This is a genomic window from Paenibacillus sp. GCM10027630 (assembly GCF_042676305.1).
Classification (GTDB): domain Bacteria; phylum Bacillota; class Bacilli; order Paenibacillales; family NBRC-103111; genus Paenibacillus_S.
This window is the reverse complement of the sequence record NZ_JBHTGY010000009.1, coordinates 113,985-131,378: the sequence shown is the minus strand read 5'-3', so window position 1 is coordinate 131,378 and position 17,394 is coordinate 113,985. Positions and strand designations below refer to the sequence as shown.

Here is a 17,394-nt window from a genome sequence, read left to right as displayed (position 1 = left end):
CTCCCAATAAATCACATGATTTCATGTATAGCATATGAGATTCTCTTGATATAATCTTCATATTTATCAATTTCGATATCATCAAGTATTTCACAAACCTGATCACATAAAGGAATCAATATTTTCATCTTCAAGTTATCATTTTTTACTGAACAAATAAAGTCAATAATATTGCTAGAGATTGTATTGGGATCTAATTTTTCTTGTGCATACATCATTGCTTCACGTTCTAATTTTTGTTTAGTCCCATGATCCTTAAATAATGTTTCTAAATATTCTTTTATTACTAGTACTTCTTGCTCATTAACAGGCACTTTAAGAACTGATGAATCTGGTAATTCTCCAAACCAACCTATATCTGAAACAAGTGATGCTTTACCTAGCAATAAAGCTCTAATTAAACTAGCTGAGGTTTCGCCCATATATGGATACCTCAAATTAATAATTATATCTGAAAGTGCAATAAGCTCATCGAATTCTTCAGTTGTAGTAAAACCAGTAATAATTACTTTTTTCTCCAGATTATATTTTTTTATTAATTTATTTACATAATCCCCTTCACCAACTAAAAGATATCGATAATCATAATTGCTTTTCATTGAAGCTAGAGCTTCAATAGCTTTATGAATACGCTTAGTCTCCGATATATATCCAAAAGAAGCTACTAATATTTGATTTTCTTGTATTCCCCATTTTTTTTTTAAGTGTTCAACTTTTTTTTCATTTAGCTTAATCTTTTGAGGATCAGGACCAATCTGTCCAATAGTGATACAATTAGCAAAAGGATTTATTTTTAAAACTTCTGATTTTGCATATTCAGAATGAACAATAATTCCTTTTGCATAATGAACTAATCTTTTATTTAAAGGCAAATTTTCTGGATTTTTATATTGTAATGGTGGAATCTCACTATTAAGAATTTTCAATCCTTCATTATATGCATTAGAATCATCATTATAAAACAATTCTTCTAAAAACATAGTCGGGTTATTATGATATTCAAGTAAGTATCCTGTTACCAAGTAATAAAGTACATATTCATGTAATATTACAATTCCATTATACTTCAGAAATACATTATAAATATGAGTATGATAAAATGGATTATTTCCTATGTTATATATAATTTCATCATATTCGTTTAGTTTAAGTAACAATTCAGGATTATGAACGTAATCGTAAACTTGGAAATTGATGTTTATAAATCTACTTGTGGGAACAAATCCTTCAACCCAAACATCAATTTCTGCTTTATCCATTAGTGCTTCAAGTAAGTATTCAGAATAATCTGAAATACCACTTTTTTGGGGGTTCAGTGGACTAAAATAAGCTATTTTCATTGTAAGAGCCTCTCAATAACATTATCCCAATTAATTTTCAGATCTTTCATGAGCTGATTTCCGTTCATCCCCATTGATTTTGCAATATGTTTATTATTAAATAAATAATCGATTTTTTCAGCCAAGCATTCTGGATCTGCTTCTACAACATAACCAGTAGTTTCATTTTCTACAAATTCAAGCGGTCCACCTGAATCTATGTGGGTTAATAATGGTTTACTTGAATAAAATCCTTCTAGTGTCACATACCCATAGTCTTCCTCATAGGGTCCATTATATACTAATAAAGATCCAGCATAATAATTAATTTTCTCTTCTTCTGTAATATTCCCAAGAAGCTTAACTTTAGAATGAAGATTTAGTTTTTCGATTAATGTATTAAGACGTTTTGTATATTCTTTCTCTCCAGTACCAGCTAATAATAGTTTTACATTAGATTTGGTAAAGCTCATAGCTTCAATAATTAAATGCTGTCTTTTAATTTCATTTAATCTACTTGGATAAAAAATATAGTCGCCAAAATCATTACAATGTAATTTTTCATAATTAGATGGAGGATGGTATAAAGGTTTTGAGTTAATAGTATTATATTTATTCATTCTTTCGGAGACTGTTTTTGATATAGTGAATATTGCTTTACTCTCGCGAAGATATTTATTATCTGCATTAATAATCATATCTCGAACTTTAACTCCATCTTTCATATGTTCTAAATCTCCAAATTTAGTCCCCCATAATTCATAAGCCTGCCGGTGTTGATGCAAAGCCCAAACAACTTTATTTGGATGTTTAACGTAATACATAGGAAACTTTAAACCTATGACTCGATCAATAGCTTGACCGTTTACTTCTGATAAATCAATCATCCGTGAAAAAAGAATACTATCAACTAAACATGAAGCGGGATACCACTTAAAAGGCATTGTTATTATATCAGCTTCATGACCACGTTTAATTAATTCAATTCGCAAATTTTCTGCAAGGTATTCTGCTCCACCTTTAATAAAAGGAATTTGTACGCTTGTTAATGCAATTTTCACAGTGTGATCCTCCTATTTGAAGGTGTTTATAACATTAATAAATTGTTCACTTATAATCTCATTTGTAAATCTTGTACAGAAATTATGTTGCCCCTTTTCAATTAAGTAGGAAGCGACCGATTTGTCAGATATTACTTTAAATATTGCGCTTGCTATAAGATCCTCATCAAAATGATTAAAAAAAAGCTGATCGTTACCCATAGTCTCTGAAATAACAGTAGTATCATAAGCAACAATGGGTAAATTATTGTATTGGGATTCAATCAGAGGAACACAAAACCCCTCATGTTCACTTAAACACAAAAATAAATCACTACCTTGGAAATAAGACTTAAGTTGATTAATCGAAACCTTTTGTGTAAAAATTACATTTTCTTGCAAACTCCATTTAGCAATAAATCTATTCAACTCTTTGTAGTAATTTTCAATTTCCGAATCAAATCCTCCGACAATCCAAAATGTAATATTATCCCCATAAAGTTCCAGATATGATTTTGCTACTTTACAAATGTTTAAGTGTCCTTTATTAGTCGTAACTCTTCCCACAAATAGAACGTTGGTTCTCGTGCTTTTTTTTAAATTATTTAAGAGGTTACTATCAGCTTTAACTTCTTCCATATATTCGATCTTGTGAAAAGGGGGAACTACAGCTGTTTTTTCCGTGTTCATTCCAAGTGCTATTATCTCTAAATTATTAAAATTTGAATCAGATAGCCAATAAAAACTATGCTCTCTTACTAATCTTTTTGTTTGTTCTCTTCCGAGAGATGTGATCTTATAATATTTATCACTATAATCTTCAAAAAACTCAGGGGGTGTAATATTATGATACCTAATAATAACTCTACATTTTGCTTCTCGTAATATATTTTCCCCTAGTTTCCAATATATGCTATGATGATATATTAATATATTATTTTTAGAAGTAATCTTCCTTTTTAATTCTTTATAAGATAACACTTCATATATCGGATTAGCTTGATTATATTCGCAAAAAACTGAGACAATAATATTGTTTTTATTGCATACCTCATACATACCTTGAATATCGTGACCAATCGCATCTCCATCATTAAATGTCTGATGTAAGATAATAACCTCCATATTAAAACACATCCCGTCAATTCAATAATCACTTGTAAGCGAAAATAGCATAATCTTGAAATCCGTAAATCAAACCGCTTAAATCTCCCATTGAATTATTGAATGAATCAGTATTAACACCTTCAATAATGAGAGGGGGAATTCCTTTACCCTCCACAGGGCTAAGATACTTAATATCGACTTTACTAAACCCAATTCCTTGCAGGATAAACTTAAGTGTAACTGGATGCACTGGCTTAACATGTGTAGGGTCTAGATAGAACCAATTGTTCATAGCAAATACACTTTGAACATTAATAGTCTCTATTACGACCATACCCCCTGGTTCTAATACTCTAAACATGCTATCCAAAAGTAAAAGAGATTCCTGATGTGATAAATGTTCAATTACTTGCGCCATGAAGATTGCATCAAGAGAATTATTTTCACAATTATGAAGATAATGTAGAGCGTTTTCTAAATCAACATCAAAACCTCTTTCTTTACAATAATCGACCATGTCTCTATTCAAATCAATACCTTTAACTCTTGTTCCATTCTCTCCTAGAAGTTCAATAAATTCACCTCGACCACAACCGATATCCAAAATGCTTTTCTTTTTTATGAAAAACGGTAAATAAAATCTTTGTCTTTCTATAATTGCCGATCTTGTTCCTCTAAATTTTTGTTCAAATAAAAAATAATCAATTTCAATATTATTTTGTTCAATATGTTGAATATCATTTACCTTGTTGACATCTTCGACTATATTAGTAGTTTGTGCTGGAGTATTAATTCTTTTTCTTATCCGTGAATTCATTAACATCAGCGCATCTTCCATTTGTTCCACTTGATTTTGAACAATCTGAAATTTATTTTCAGTTTCATGAGATACTTGTTCAAAATAATCAATTGTTACATTTTTATTACCACTTAAATTTTGAAAGTTATCTTGAATTTTTTGTTCGAGTGTATCTCGAGTTTCGATTATTTGATGATTCATATTGGATACAAATTCTTTAATTTTCTCTTCAAACTGATTTGTCAAATTTTCTATTTTCATCATACGATTCTCAATGAAATCTAGTTCTTCTTGTAATTTTGATTTTATTTCAATCTCATTTAATGCTTTTAATTCTTCAGAAAAATTAATGTTTAATGTTGTTAAGATATTTAAAGAACGGGTTACACTTGCATTAAAGTCTCTTTGCTGATCAATAACAGGATTAATATACCACCTAAGTAATTTTCTAATTACTTTCTTTCCTAATATAATAAAACGTCCAATTATAGGACGGTGAGAAGTAATAGCATGTTCCGAATTTATGTTCCATTTTCTGTTATTCTGCTCAATTTCAAGCGTTAATTTAGAAAGTTGATGTTCCAAATCTTTATTTGTATCTATTAGCTTGTTCTCTTTCAGATAATTACGTTTTTTTTGTGCATCTGTGAGAGTAGTTTTAATTCTGTTCATAATCATTTCCACTGTCATACTTGACACTGTTTTTCCCTCCATTTTCAAAAACTACTGTTGAATCTAAAAAAGCCGTACCTATAAATTGTTTTTCTAGCCCGGGAATTATTTGAAAGATAGCTGCTTGTTCAAGCCAATCATAATTTTGATCCAAGTGATGATAACTATCATGAACAGCAACAGTAATACTATAGGTTCCAACACCAAGATTTAATTTTTGAGAAAAAGTTACTACATATCTATTATTAGAATCCCAATAACCTAAGTTCATATCCAAATAGTAGGTATTGGTACCATAAACTTCGTTTCCAAGTCTGTCTTTTATAACAAAACCAACAGTAGGTTCTTTAATCTTATTATTACACGATAATATTACTTGAATATCTATTAAATCTCCTACTTGGATTGCATTAATTCGTTCACCTTTGAAAAATAAATTCACTTCATCTATTTGTATTTTTTTGTTTCCAGAACGTATATTTAGTTTGTTATTTAAACCAATACTTTGTTTAATTTCATAATCCGCTTCTCTTTTAGCAATAACAGCGTTATAGTAATCAAGCACCTCATCAGGATGTCCTTCTTTAATCATTAAACCACTATCTAACAATATTGCTCTATCACAAAGATTTTTTACTGCAGAAGGGTCATGTGAGACAAATAATAATGATGTTCCTTGCTCCCGAAACTTACGAATTCTCGCAAAACATTTATGTTGAAAGTAAGCATCCCCAACTGATAAAGCTTCGTCAACAATTAGAATGTCCGGTCTTACAGAGGTAACAGTAGAAAATGCTAGCCTAACTGCCATTCCACTTGAGTAAGTTCTTAAAGGTTGGTGTAAATAATCCCCGATTTCTGAAAAATCAATAATATCTGGTAATAGTTCAGATATATCTTTGTTTTTAAGGCCCATTAATTGTCCTAACATATAAATGTTTTGCAGTCCTGTGAATTCAGGATGGAATCCTAATCCAAGCTCAAGTAATGCAGATATACTTCCTGTAATTTGCATATTACCTTCAGAAGGGTGAGTAGTACCTGTCAAAATCTTTAGTAAAGTACTTTTTCCTGCACCATTATGACCAAGAATACCTACTGATTCTCCACTTTTCACTTGGAAAGTGATACCCCGAAGAACCCACTTTTCTTTATGCATTTTCGAACCAACTACCCACTCGATAAGTCTACTATAAGGTTTCGGATATCTTTTATATTTTTTTCCAATATTTCGAACTTCTAATACATTCATTTATAATTCATCCACCATTTCTTTATCGAGCTTTTTAAATAAAAAGTACCCCAATAATAGAAGAAAAATACTTGCAAAAAATAAAGGCCACAATGTATTCCATTTATCCCATTGTTTATCCAAAAAAATACTGTGGTAACCATTAATTATAGGAATCATAACGTTCCAGTCAAAAATCGATTTCAAGTTATTTGGTATTATTTCTATTGTATAAACTAATGGGGTTAACCAACTCCAGAATTGAAGAACTATTGCAAAAGTATGACCAATATCCCGAAAAAAAACATTGAGAGTGGCAAGCAAAATGCCAATACTTAAAGCAAATAATTGTTGCAAAAACAATAGTGGGATTACTTTCAAAATTATTAAACCAGGAAAATTTCCTGTGATCATTAAAAAAAACATAAATAAACTATATATAATAATAAAGTTCAAAAATGACGAAATCATAATATATAAAGGCAAAGATGTTCTAGGAAAACTTACTTTTTTCATAATGCCACTTTGTTCAATAAATACATTTTGCATACGTGATATAGTTTCGGCAAAAAATTGCCATGGTAGTAATCCTGCGCACAAATAAATACTGTATGATAGCATACTACTTGAATTAGGCATTCTCGTACCCATTACTTGAGAAAAAATTACAGTATAAACTATAATAAGGGCGATAGGATTTAGAATTGACCAAACTGAACCTAATACAGAATTTAAATATTTAGATTGGAAATCTCTTTTAACAAGACCTGAGATAAATCCTCTATATTGCCATATTGCTCTTAAAATTACAATCACCTCAAGTTTTTCAAGTAATTCCACGATAATAATTCAGTATATCTCCTAATGAATCTTCTATTAAATACTTCATTTTCCAATTTGTTGAACTCGTTAGCTTTGAATTATCTCCAATAAGAATGGGTACGTCCGCAGGCCTCTTTTTATCAGAACTTTGTACTATGTTAATGTCTACCTTTGCTTTAGATATCAAAATATTTAATATATCAATTATTTTTAGGCCGTTTCCAGAACAAACGTTGTAGATTTCTCCACGTATTGCATTAAAAAGCAAAAGTTCATATGCAACTACTATATCACGAACATCAGTAAAGTCTCGTATTGCATCTAAGTTCCCTACAACAATAATTGGTTCCTGTACTCCTTTTTCAATATCTGCAATTTGTTTAGCAAAATCTTGTGTAACAAAACCAAGACTTTGTCCAACACCAATATGATTAAAAGTACGTGTATGAAACACATCTAGTCCATATGCTCTTGCGTATTGCATGCAAAGAAGACCAGCAGATAGTTTACTAAGCCCATAAGGGCTTAGTGGATTAAGAATGGTTGTTTCTTGTATTGGACAATTCCCTATGTTTACTAAACCATATTCTTCTGATGATCCAACTGAGAGAATACGACAATTCGGTGTATACTCTAAAACAGCATCTAACAAGTTCATAGTACCAAATGTATTAACTTGAAAGGTTGTCTGTTTATGTTTCCAAGACAAGCCAACTGAGCTTTGACCTGCTAAATTAATAATATGAGTAGGTTTAAATTTTTTTAACACTTTTATAATACTTTCTTTATCGTTCATGTCTAACTCAACATTATTATGTTTAGTGGGATTTTTAACTGAACGACTTGCAATGATCAACTCAACATCCTTTTTTTCTAAATGCTCTACCATATAACTGCCAACAAAACCTGAAGAACCTGTTACTAAGATTTTAGCCATTAAACCACTACCTGTTTTGGTTGTAGTTTTTTCAAGTCACTCTCAACCATCATAGTCACCAGCTGTTCAAATCCAACCTCAAGCTCCCAGCCCAATTTAGTTTTGGCCTTTGTACAATCTCCAAGCAATAAATCAACCTCAGCTGGACGAACGAACTTCGGATCAACTTTAACATGATCTCTCCAATTTAAACCAACGTGACCAAATGCAATTTCGACCAGTTCCTCAACAGTATGCATTTCGCCAGTTGAAATTACATAATCGTCAGGTGTATCTTGCTGCAACATTAAATACATAGCTTTTACATAATCACCTGCGAAGCCCCAATCTCTCTTGGCATCGAGGTTGCCCATACGAAGTTCTTTTTGCAGTCCTAATTTAATCCTTGCCGCTGCATCAGTAACCTTACGAGTAACAAACTCAACGCCACGGCGTGGGGATTCATGATTAAACAAAATACCGGAGCAAGCAAACATGTCAAAGCTTTCGCGGTAGTTTACTGTGATCCAGTGGCCGTATACTTTTGCTACTCCATATGGACTTCTAGGATAGAAAGGTGTCGTTTCTTTTTGTGGAGTTTCTACGACTTTTCCAAACATTTCACTACTTGAAGCTTGGTAAAATCTAGCGTCAGGCTTGATTAATCTAACCGCTTCTAGCATGTTGGTTACACCAATACCTGTCACCATTCCTGTAGTAACCGGCTGATCCCAAGAAGTGCCCACAAAGGATTGCGCAGCAAGATTATAGACCTCATCAGGCTTTGAGATACGAACAGCATTTATTAAAGACCCTGCATCTAAAAGATCTCCTTCGATAAATTCAATCTCATTTTTGATATGCTCAATGTTTTCAAGAATAGGTACACTGGTTCTTCTGCGCAATCCATAAACTTTGTAACCCTTTGATAGTAATAGCTCAGCTAGATACGATCCGTCTTGCCCTGTGATTCCTGTAATTAGTGCAGATTTAGTCATGATTATTTGTCTCCCTAGAATATAATTGATATGTGAGTATTATAAGTATTTATCAAGTTTTTGCATTCTGAGTTCTTTTAGAAGCACTTTTACTTCTTGTGCTTTATCTTTCGAGCAAATTAAAGTGACATCCTCAGTATCGACTATTATTAGGTCTTCAACACCTAAAGTTGCTATCAACTTACCATTACTTTCAATAATACATCTTTTGGTATCCAAATTAAGTATATTACCTTTTATCACATTACCATTTTCATCGTGTTCGTTAATTCGATCTAAAGCAGTCCAACTACCAACATCATCCCACCCAAAAATACATGGAATCACATAGATGTTATTAACTTTTTCCATAATTCCATAATCGATGGATTGATCAGGCATTTTATAAAACTCAGACTTAATTACTTCATTTCTGTTAACTGTACCAGCGAAGCTAGACTTCATAGTTTCTAAAATATCGTGCATGTCTGGCATCAAAAGTTCTATATATTTACGTATAACCGCAACTTTCCAAATAAAAATACCACTGTTCCAAAAGAAATTGCTTGATTTAAGATAATTTTCTGCAGTTTCCAAGTTTGGCTTTTCAACAAAATTACTTACTTTGTGTACTTCCAAACCATTAATAATTTCCAATTCTTTTGTACTTTCAATATAACCATATCCTGTTTCTGGATAAGTAGGTTTAATTCCTAAAGTTACAAGATTGCTATTATTTTGAGCTACTTCAACCGCTGTTTCTAATATTTTTATAAAGCCTTCCTCATTTTCGATTATGTGATCCGATGGAAGAACTACCATCGTGCTATCCGGAAATTTCTCTTCAATAATTATAGAAGCTACTCCCACACAGGGAGCCGTATTTCGTCCGATAGGTTCAATAATAATATTTTCCATTGGCAGGTTAGGAAGCTGCGCATGAATTAACTCCGCATAAAGTTCATTTGTAACTATAAAAATTTGAGTAATATCTATTAGTTTCTCAAGTCTTCCTATTGTCTGTTGAATCATAGACTTATTACCTGAAATATTTAAAAATTGCTTAGGCAAATTAGTTCGGCTCTTGGGCCAGAAGCGTTCGCCCTTACCACCTGCCATTATTACCGCGGTAATGGTCATATCTTCCCCTCCACCTCTCGACATAAATCACAGAATCTCTACAACTATATCATTATAACGCAACAAAATACGACAACGCAATTCTTCTGGAATTAATTGTTTTTTTCACCATATTGTAATAGTATAATGGTTTTAGAAAGTTTTCTAATAAGATTAATGTTAGCAAGTAACAAAAAAAATGACCAGTTTAATTAACTGGTAATATCTAAAGTTGTTTTTATAAGCGTTAACGAATAAAATCAAATGAGGAGTCGAATTTTGGAGGTACTGCACTGATGAATTACTCTTATGCTACACAAAAAAACAAAAAAGAACATTTTATTCCTACAATGGAAATCAATAAGAAACTTGGGACCAAAAAATTATATTCAACAGCCCTGGCTTCTATATTTATAGCTTTAGAGGCAATAGTTATTGCATTTGTATTCTTCTATCTCTATGAATATCGCATAGGACAAGAATTCGATCGAGATATTGTTTTTTGGGACATGGGTTCCCCGCGTTTTGTTAATTATTTAATTTTCTTCGTCATTTCTTCAACAATTTACATCTTCTTTGTATATCGTTATAAAATATTTCGCTTCAGGTCTCAATCAGGTCTAGCTGATGAATTATTTAAAGTTGCTAAAGCCTATTCATTCTCCATACTAATTACCATAGGCGCCAGTTTTTTGCTCAAGTATATAGATTTATCGAGGATTGTTATTGCAAGCTACTGGATCACTGCTATTGTGTCCTCAGTTATTGTTAGAAGTATCAAACGATTAATTTATATTCGTCTCGCTAAAGAAGGCACACTAAGTAAAAACGTAGTTATTGTAGGAGCAGGGAAATTCGGAAAATCTCTAATGGATGAACTTACTCATTACAAATATCTAGGTTACCACATTGTAGGATTCGTAGATGATAATGAGCAAGATGATTTTGAGCAATATAAATATTTAGGTCCTATATCTAAAATAAATGAGATTTTAAAAAATAACCTCGTTGAAGAAATCATTATTACAATTCCTTCTGAAAGAGAATTAGTAAATAAGCTCATCACTGACTTAAGAAAGCTGGATATTAATATTAAAATCATTCCGGACTTATATAATTTGGTTATGAGCACCGTTCAAATTGGTAATATTAATTCTTTACCTGTGGTTACTCTCGTTAAAACCCCTATGCGGGGACTAGGACTGGCTGCCAAAAGATGTATGGATATGATAGCCTCATCACTTCTGATATTATTTATATCTCCTATATATATTCTCACTGCTATTGCAATAAAGCTTGACTCCAAAGGAAGTATTATATATAAACAACAGCGAATTGGAAGAAATGGTAAGCCATTCTCAATGTTAAAATTCAGGTCTATGGTTTCGGATGCAGATCTGCTTCTAAAAAAGTTAGAAAATAAAAATGAAGTGGATGGAATAGCTTTCAAGATAAAAGACGATCCGAGAATTACGAAAATAGGAAAGTTTATCAGAAAGTACTCTATTGACGAATTACCTCAGCTTTTTAATGTTTTATTAGGTAATATGAGCTTAGTTGGCCCTCGTCCACCACTTCCTTACGAAGTTGAGCGTTATAGTGATTGGGAATGGAGAAGACTCGAGGTGCTTCCAGGCATAACCGGATTATGGCAGGTAAGCGGCAGAAGTGACTTGTCCTTTCAACAATGGATGAGTTTAGATATTTATTATATTGAAAATTGGAGCATTACTTTTGATATTAAGATTTTATTGAAGACCATACCCGTAGTTCTAAAAGGGGAAGGGGCTTATTAATTTTGAATGTTTATTTAGATGCCCAACCTTTATTAGGAGCAAGATCAGGAATAGCTCGATACACAGAATGTTTAAGTAAAGAGCTATCAAAAGATGTGAGTATAGATTTATTTTTAGCCTTTAACCGAATAGCAAAATCTATTCGTGAAGATCACGTTTTAGAAATAGAACGTGATTTTCATCTTCATTTAATAAATAGCATATACCCTTATAAAGTAATTCGCAGATTGTGTGAGCCGAATTTTCTCTATAATTTGCCTTATGATATATTAACTAAATCCAAAGCTGACATATTCCATGGCACTAATTTCACTCTTACACCAACCCTCAAAGCAAAGAATATTATCACTATTCACGATTTAGCCTATATGAGGTATCCTGAAGCGACGAGTGACCGGATCCTGAAACATCATAGCAAATGGGTCCCTTATAGTGCTCAGAAATGTGACCGGATAATCGCTGACTCACAACAAACTAAGCAGGATATTATTGAACTCCTGAATATTCATCAGGATAAAATTGATGTCGTTCATCTTGCGGCTGACGAGAGCTTTCAATATGTTCAGCATACAGCACCCATCATTGAAAAATACCAGTTACCTGAAAAATTTATTTTATTTGTAGGTACACTGGAACCAAGAAAAAACCTGTTAGGGCTTCTCAAAGCGTTCTCTTTACTTAAAAAGAACTTCGGCTGTTTAGAGAAACTTGTTATCGTAGGCGCAAAGGGATGGAAGTTTACCCCCATCTTTGACTGGGTGCAGGAACATCATCTAGAGGAAGAGGTAATATTTACGGGCTTTATAGATGATGAAGACCTGCCTGGACTTTACAGCGCAGCTTCGGTTTTTGTTATGCCTTCCATCTATGAGGGCTTCGGACTACCTCTTCTGGAAGCCATGCAATGTCGGACACCTGTAATTGGCTCCAACGTTTCTTCCATTCCCGAAATAATTGGGGAAGCCGGAATGCTATTACCGCCAGAGGATCCAGCCGCATGGGCTGAAGGAATCTACAAAATGGTATCTGACGCCGCGGTTAGGGAATCCTATTCTCAACTGGCATTAGAACGTTCCAAGCTTTTTACATGGGACAAGACAGCAGAAGAAACCAAAAAAGTTTATGAAAAAGTACTTGGCCATATGTAGTCATAAGTAGTTTATAGAAAGAGGTACACCATGAAAATAGCAATTGTTCATGATTATCTAAATCAATATGGAGGTGCAGAAAGAGTCCTCGAATGCTTCATGGACATGTTCCCTGATGCACCCATTTATACAATGGTAGCTGATCTCAACAGAATGCCTGAGCGATTCCGAAAAGCAGATATTCATACTTCTTTTATTCAATCCCTGCCTTTTTCAAAAAATCATTACAAAAAGATGCTTTCCCTCTTCCCCATTGCTGTAGAGCAATTCGATATGAGAGAGTATGATGTCATTCTATCCAGCTCCAGTGCATTTGCAAAAGGTGTTATAACCAATCCTAATCAACTCAATATCTGTTACTGCTACACTCCCATGAGATATGTATGGGATCTCTATCATCAGTACATTAAAGAAGATGTTAAAAATCCCATTTTCCGCAAAGTTCTTCCTTATATCCTACATAAAATTCGTATGTGGGACCAACTGACAGCTCAGCGGGTAGACCATTTCATTGCTGACTCCATTAGTATTTCTAATAGGATAGCTAAATATTATGGACGTACATCTGAGGTCATCTATCCACCTGTAAGCTATGACAATTTTCAAACATCGGATAAAATCGAAGACTTTTTCTTAATTGTTTCCAGAATGATTCCTTACAAAAGAATTGATATTGCAATTGAAGCTTTTAATAAATTGAATAAGCCCCTTGTCATCATAGGAGATGGATATGACCGCAAACGACTGGAGTCTCTTGCTGGTCCAACTATTAAATTTATGGGCATTCAACCCGATGATGTAATAGTAGATTACTACTCCAGGTGCAAAGGATTCATACTCGCTGGGGAAGAAGACTTTGGTATTACTCCACTCGAAGCGCAATCTAGCGGCAGACCTGTTATTGCATATGGAAAAGGTGGCGCTCTAGAAACTGTAGTTGAGAATGTAACAGGGGTGTTCTTCCGAGAGTCATCACATGAAGCTATCATAGAAGCCGTAAAAAAATTCGATACCATCACCTTCGACTCCCAAATCATCAGAGAACATGCCAATCGTTTTAACGAAACCCGTTTCAAACAAGAAATGTTAGACTTTATCAACGCTGCCATTAATAAAAAGGAGCTTTCCCATGAGTGAAAAATATGTTTACGGAAAAAAAACGGTCAAACAAGAGCAAACGGATAAAGAAAAGACCTCGCTATTATTTTGGTTGTTAATGGGCTTTACTTCGATTTTTTTGTTGTGGGCTCCGTTTCAGAAGGCTCTTTTTAATGGGAATACCGCTGACTTTGAAAGACCTATTTACAGTTCAATAGTGTGGGGATTTATCGTTCTAATTGTGGCATCCATCTATCTGTTCTACAATTGGAAGCTGCGTGATCATCGCGATATTCTTAGTCTTGTAATCTGGCTACTTCCTCTTAGTTATTTATTAGCTAAAGTTTCTCAGGCCTCGAGCTACTTTGCGACGAATATGTTGTACATTCAAATGATCTATGCTATTTTTTTTATTTTAGGTATTTATTTATGCAGAGGGCAAATTGGCAATAAACTCTTAACCTATAGCTTAATGGGTTCGGGGTATGTGATCGTTTGGTTTGGAGTTTTAAACTGGGTAGGCTTCAAGCAATTTGCAGCTAAAATGATTCAATGGTTTGTTGAGCTGCCAGGTGATGGATTGCAATATCAGGACGCAGTTATGTCGGCCGAGAACCAATTAAGGCTAACGTCTACGTTCCAGTATGCCAATTCATATGCGGCTTTCCTAATTGCTCTGCTCCTTGGTGCAGTTTACTTAATACTATCCAGCAAGAAGCCACAAGCGATTTTAATAAATGCATTTATGCTTGTTCCAATCATTCTTTCATTCTTTCTAACAATATCACGGGGTGGAATCGTTGTACTTCCAATTGTAATACTTCTGGTCCTCCCTTTCATGAAACTGACTAAACAGATTTTCTTCTTCATCTATCTAGGCATAGCATTAATAATCTCTCTATTAATTCTTGATAAAATAACCATCATTGGGGAGCAAGCCTTTAAACAGGATTTATCCTCCGCTTCAGTTGGGTTATGGACGTTCATAGGTGCTTCAACTATTTGTGCGGTTATTATCTGGGTACTACATAAGTATGCATTTCATGCCGTTCAAAAAGTACTGGATGCCAAAATCAAAATTAAGTTTGCCAATATCTTATTACCCGCTGCCGCGCTAATTATTGGTAGCCTGGGCATGTTCTTGTTGTTTGGAAACACAGGTGCCACCAATTTGCTCCCTGATTACATGAAAAACCGTATAGAAAACATTAACTTTAATCAGCACAGCGTTCTAGAAAGAGGAACCTTCTATAAAGATGCGGTGAAGCTTATTGCAGACTATCCTGTTGTAGGAGCCGGTGGTGGTGCATGGGCTGCTCTCTATGAAAAATACCAAAACAATCCATATGTAAGTCGGCAAGCTCACAACTTTTTTATACAGTATCTTGTAGAAACAGGCATTGTCGGTATTGTAATACTTATCGGCTTCCTCATTTATTTGTTCAGCTTATATATTCGCCATCAACTAAAAGCTGAAGAAGGCAGTTCCGATCGTCACGTATTTTATATACTTGCAGTATCTTTGCTGGTCCATAGCATCATTGACTTTGATCTAAGTTATGTATTTTTAGGTATTGTTGTCTTTTTAAGCTTAGGTGCCATGGTTTCTCATGTTACAATTATACCTAAACTACGATTCATCAAAGATGAGAAAGTGTCTTATATTAATAAAATTTACCCGTCAGTTCTCTTAGTTTTATCAGTCATTATGTTCTTTATATCCGCTCAAAACTTAAGTGCTAACAGTTTATTTCGTACGGCAACGGCAGCCGCCAACAGCAACAAAGCCGTGGATGAAATATTCACTCCTTTAGATAAAGCGTTGAATATTCGAAATAATCATCCTGATTACACACTTTTTAAAACAAGCATATTACTTCAAGCCTTCCAACAGACAAAAGATGAGAGATATTACACAGAGTTAACTGGACTTCTAAACCGATTGAAAACAAGTGAGCCGCATAACCGATACCGCATCGAGCAAGAAACACAATCTTATTTATTTAAAGACCAATTAGCCAAAGCGCAAGAGCTCACAACTGCAGAAATAGACAATTTCCCATGGGACATCAGCTTGTATGAGAGAAGTATTGATCTCGATATGTCTCTGGCAGAGAAAGCACGTATGCAAAAAGATGATGCTTCCAAGACCAAATACTGGAACCATGCATTCACTATTCATGATAAAGTTTTAGCTAAAATGAAAGAGCTGGAAAGTCTTCCTAAAGAACAGGTTCAAGGCCGTGCGTTTAATGTAACGAAAAATATGTCCCTTCGACTGGGTCAAATCGAGTACATCCGTGGTAATTACGATGCAGCTATTTCTTATTTGAAGGGGTATGTCAGTGATCAATTCGACGACGCTACAAATAAGGAGATCGCCCGATGGTACCTCACAGCCCTGCAAAAACAAAATAAAAATGACCAAGCCTTATTCGATAAACTAGTTGCCAAAGACCCTAAAGAGCGTGAAGAAATCAGCAAATTAGCCAGTGCGGCTTTTTAGATGAGAATGGCTTAACCTGCACTTGATGCAACAAAAAAGCCACGACCTTATACTTCGGTATTCGGTCGTTTTGTGTATAATACTATTTCCAGGCACGTTAAATACTTTAGTGGCAAAGAGTCATCGGGTCTCTTATTTTACGAAATATGCCGCGATGTTAATAGCTAGATCCCCTGTTACACCATTACAATGGAAGAAAGCGTTGCTGGAAAACATATCAGGAGCTCACCTCATAGTGGCTTAAACAAGGGAGCATTGCATCCATTCACCCATGTTAACCTAAGCTCTCTTACTGAAGTGTTAGCCCGTGTGTTTATAAGAATTGGGATCTTCAGTCCAATCAATTGTTCCCTAAGAGCAACCCTTATTCACAAATGCAAGACCCCGGATTGTTTACTTATTCATCGTGGCCTTGGAATAAATATTACGAAATATGTCGTCTGAATCAGAGGATTTCCCTTTACTACGTTTAGTAATGCTATTTAACAAGTAGTACACTGCAGTCACGACGGCAGCCATCAAAAGCAAGTCCGGTTATCAAATGGCGTCAACTGGGCTGATCAGATAACCCTGATCATTGGTCAGAATATACGCCTGTGAACGGGATATCGAATACCTTGCGGATTGGTGATTGGAATAAACTTAAACCCTTCAAACTCCCGATGGGAACAAATATTATTTAACTAATTAACCAAATGCAGTATAATATTGGTAGGGAAAATCATGGGACAGAAGAAGTATAACCACAAGTTAATTTACCTTTGATCCGGATGATGAAATTGAAATTGAGTTATAGAAATAGCTTAAGTCTTTACCGCACGGTAAATTTGCAGAGGAAACAACA

At 34.0% G+C, this 17,394-nt stretch carries 13 protein-coding genes; 4 read left to right on the top strand and 9 right to left on the bottom strand.

Annotated elements, in window-relative coordinates:
• Nucleotides 1–11: 11 nt before the first annotated feature.
• From ACFQ0C_RS05040 to ACFQ0C_RS05000, 9 genes are read right to left on the bottom strand one after another with little or no spacing between them, the layout of a single operon-like run.
• Nucleotides 12–1,340: a glycosyltransferase family 4 protein gene (locus tag ACFQ0C_RS05040; RefSeq protein WP_379364526.1), complete on the bottom strand. Its 1,329-nt coding sequence runs from the start codon at nt 1,338–1,340 to the stop codon at nt 12–14.
• Nucleotides 1,337–2,380, bottom strand: coding sequence for a glycosyltransferase family 4 protein (locus ACFQ0C_RS05035; RefSeq protein WP_379364524.1), 1,044 nt, complete (start codon nt 2,378–2,380; stop codon nt 1,337–1,339). The genes ACFQ0C_RS05040 and ACFQ0C_RS05035 overlap by 4 nt, the downstream gene beginning before the upstream one ends.
• Nucleotides 2,381–2,392: 12 nt before the next feature.
• The gene (locus tag ACFQ0C_RS05030; RefSeq protein ID WP_379364522.1) at nt 2,393–3,484 is read right to left on the bottom strand and encodes a glycosyltransferase; all 1,092 of its coding nucleotides are present in this window, start codon (nt 3,482–3,484) and stop codon (nt 2,393–2,395) included.
• Nucleotides 3,485–3,512: 28 nt separating this feature from the next.
• Entirely contained in the window at nt 3,513–4,955 is a 1,443-nt protein-coding gene (locus ACFQ0C_RS05025) for a class I SAM-dependent methyltransferase (protein ID WP_379364576.1), read from the bottom strand.
• The gene (locus tag ACFQ0C_RS05020) at nt 4,924–6,189 is read right to left on the bottom strand and encodes an ABC transporter ATP-binding protein (protein ID WP_379364520.1); all 1,266 of its coding nucleotides are present in this window, start codon (nt 6,187–6,189) and stop codon (nt 4,924–4,926) included. Before ACFQ0C_RS05020 ends, ACFQ0C_RS05025 begins: the two co-directional genes overlap by 32 nt.
• A complete protein-coding gene (locus ACFQ0C_RS05015) occupies nt 6,190–7,008 on the bottom strand; it encodes an ABC transporter permease (protein ID WP_379364518.1) in 819 nt (272 codons plus the stop codon).
• The gene (locus ACFQ0C_RS05010) at nt 6,995–7,927 is read right to left on the bottom strand and encodes a GDP-mannose 4,6-dehydratase (protein ID WP_379364516.1); all 933 of its coding nucleotides are present in this window, start codon (nt 7,925–7,927) and stop codon (nt 6,995–6,997) included. Before ACFQ0C_RS05010 ends, ACFQ0C_RS05015 begins: the two co-directional genes overlap by 14 nt.
• Entirely contained in the window at nt 7,927–8,904 is a 978-nt protein-coding gene (gmd, locus tag ACFQ0C_RS05005) for a GDP-mannose 4,6-dehydratase (RefSeq protein WP_379364514.1), read from the bottom strand. Before gmd ends, ACFQ0C_RS05010 begins: the two co-directional genes overlap by 1 nt.
• 39 nt (nt 8,905–8,943) lie before the next feature.
• Nucleotides 8,944–10,023, bottom strand: a complete 1,080-nt coding sequence (locus tag ACFQ0C_RS05000) for a mannose-1-phosphate guanylyltransferase (RefSeq protein WP_379364512.1) — start codon at nt 10,021–10,023, stop codon at nt 8,944–8,946.
• A gap of 275 nt (nt 10,024–10,298) precedes the next feature.
• Between ACFQ0C_RS05000 and ACFQ0C_RS04995 the strand changes: the two genes are divergently transcribed.
• The 4 genes from ACFQ0C_RS04995 to ACFQ0C_RS04980 are packed head-to-tail and all read left to right on the top strand — an operon-like array spanning nt 10,299 to nt 16,550.
• Nucleotides 10,299–11,798, top strand: coding sequence for a sugar transferase (locus ACFQ0C_RS04995; RefSeq protein WP_379364510.1), 1,500 nt, complete (start codon nt 10,299–10,301; stop codon nt 11,796–11,798).
• A gap of 2 nt (nt 11,799–11,800) precedes the next feature.
• Complete coding sequence (locus ACFQ0C_RS04990) at nt 11,801–12,946, top strand: glycosyltransferase family 4 protein (protein ID WP_379364508.1); 1,146 nt, start codon at nt 11,801–11,803, stop codon at nt 12,944–12,946.
• A 30-nt stretch (nt 12,947–12,976) separates the two neighbouring features.
• Entirely contained in the window at nt 12,977–14,083 is a 1,107-nt protein-coding gene (locus tag ACFQ0C_RS04985; RefSeq protein ID WP_379364506.1) for a glycosyltransferase, read from the top strand.
• Complete coding sequence (locus tag ACFQ0C_RS04980) at nt 14,076–16,550, top strand: O-antigen ligase family protein (RefSeq protein WP_379364504.1); 2,475 nt, start codon at nt 14,076–14,078, stop codon at nt 16,548–16,550. Before ACFQ0C_RS04985 ends, ACFQ0C_RS04980 begins: the two co-directional genes overlap by 8 nt.
• The last annotated feature ends 844 nt before the right edge of the window (nt 16,551–17,394 follow it).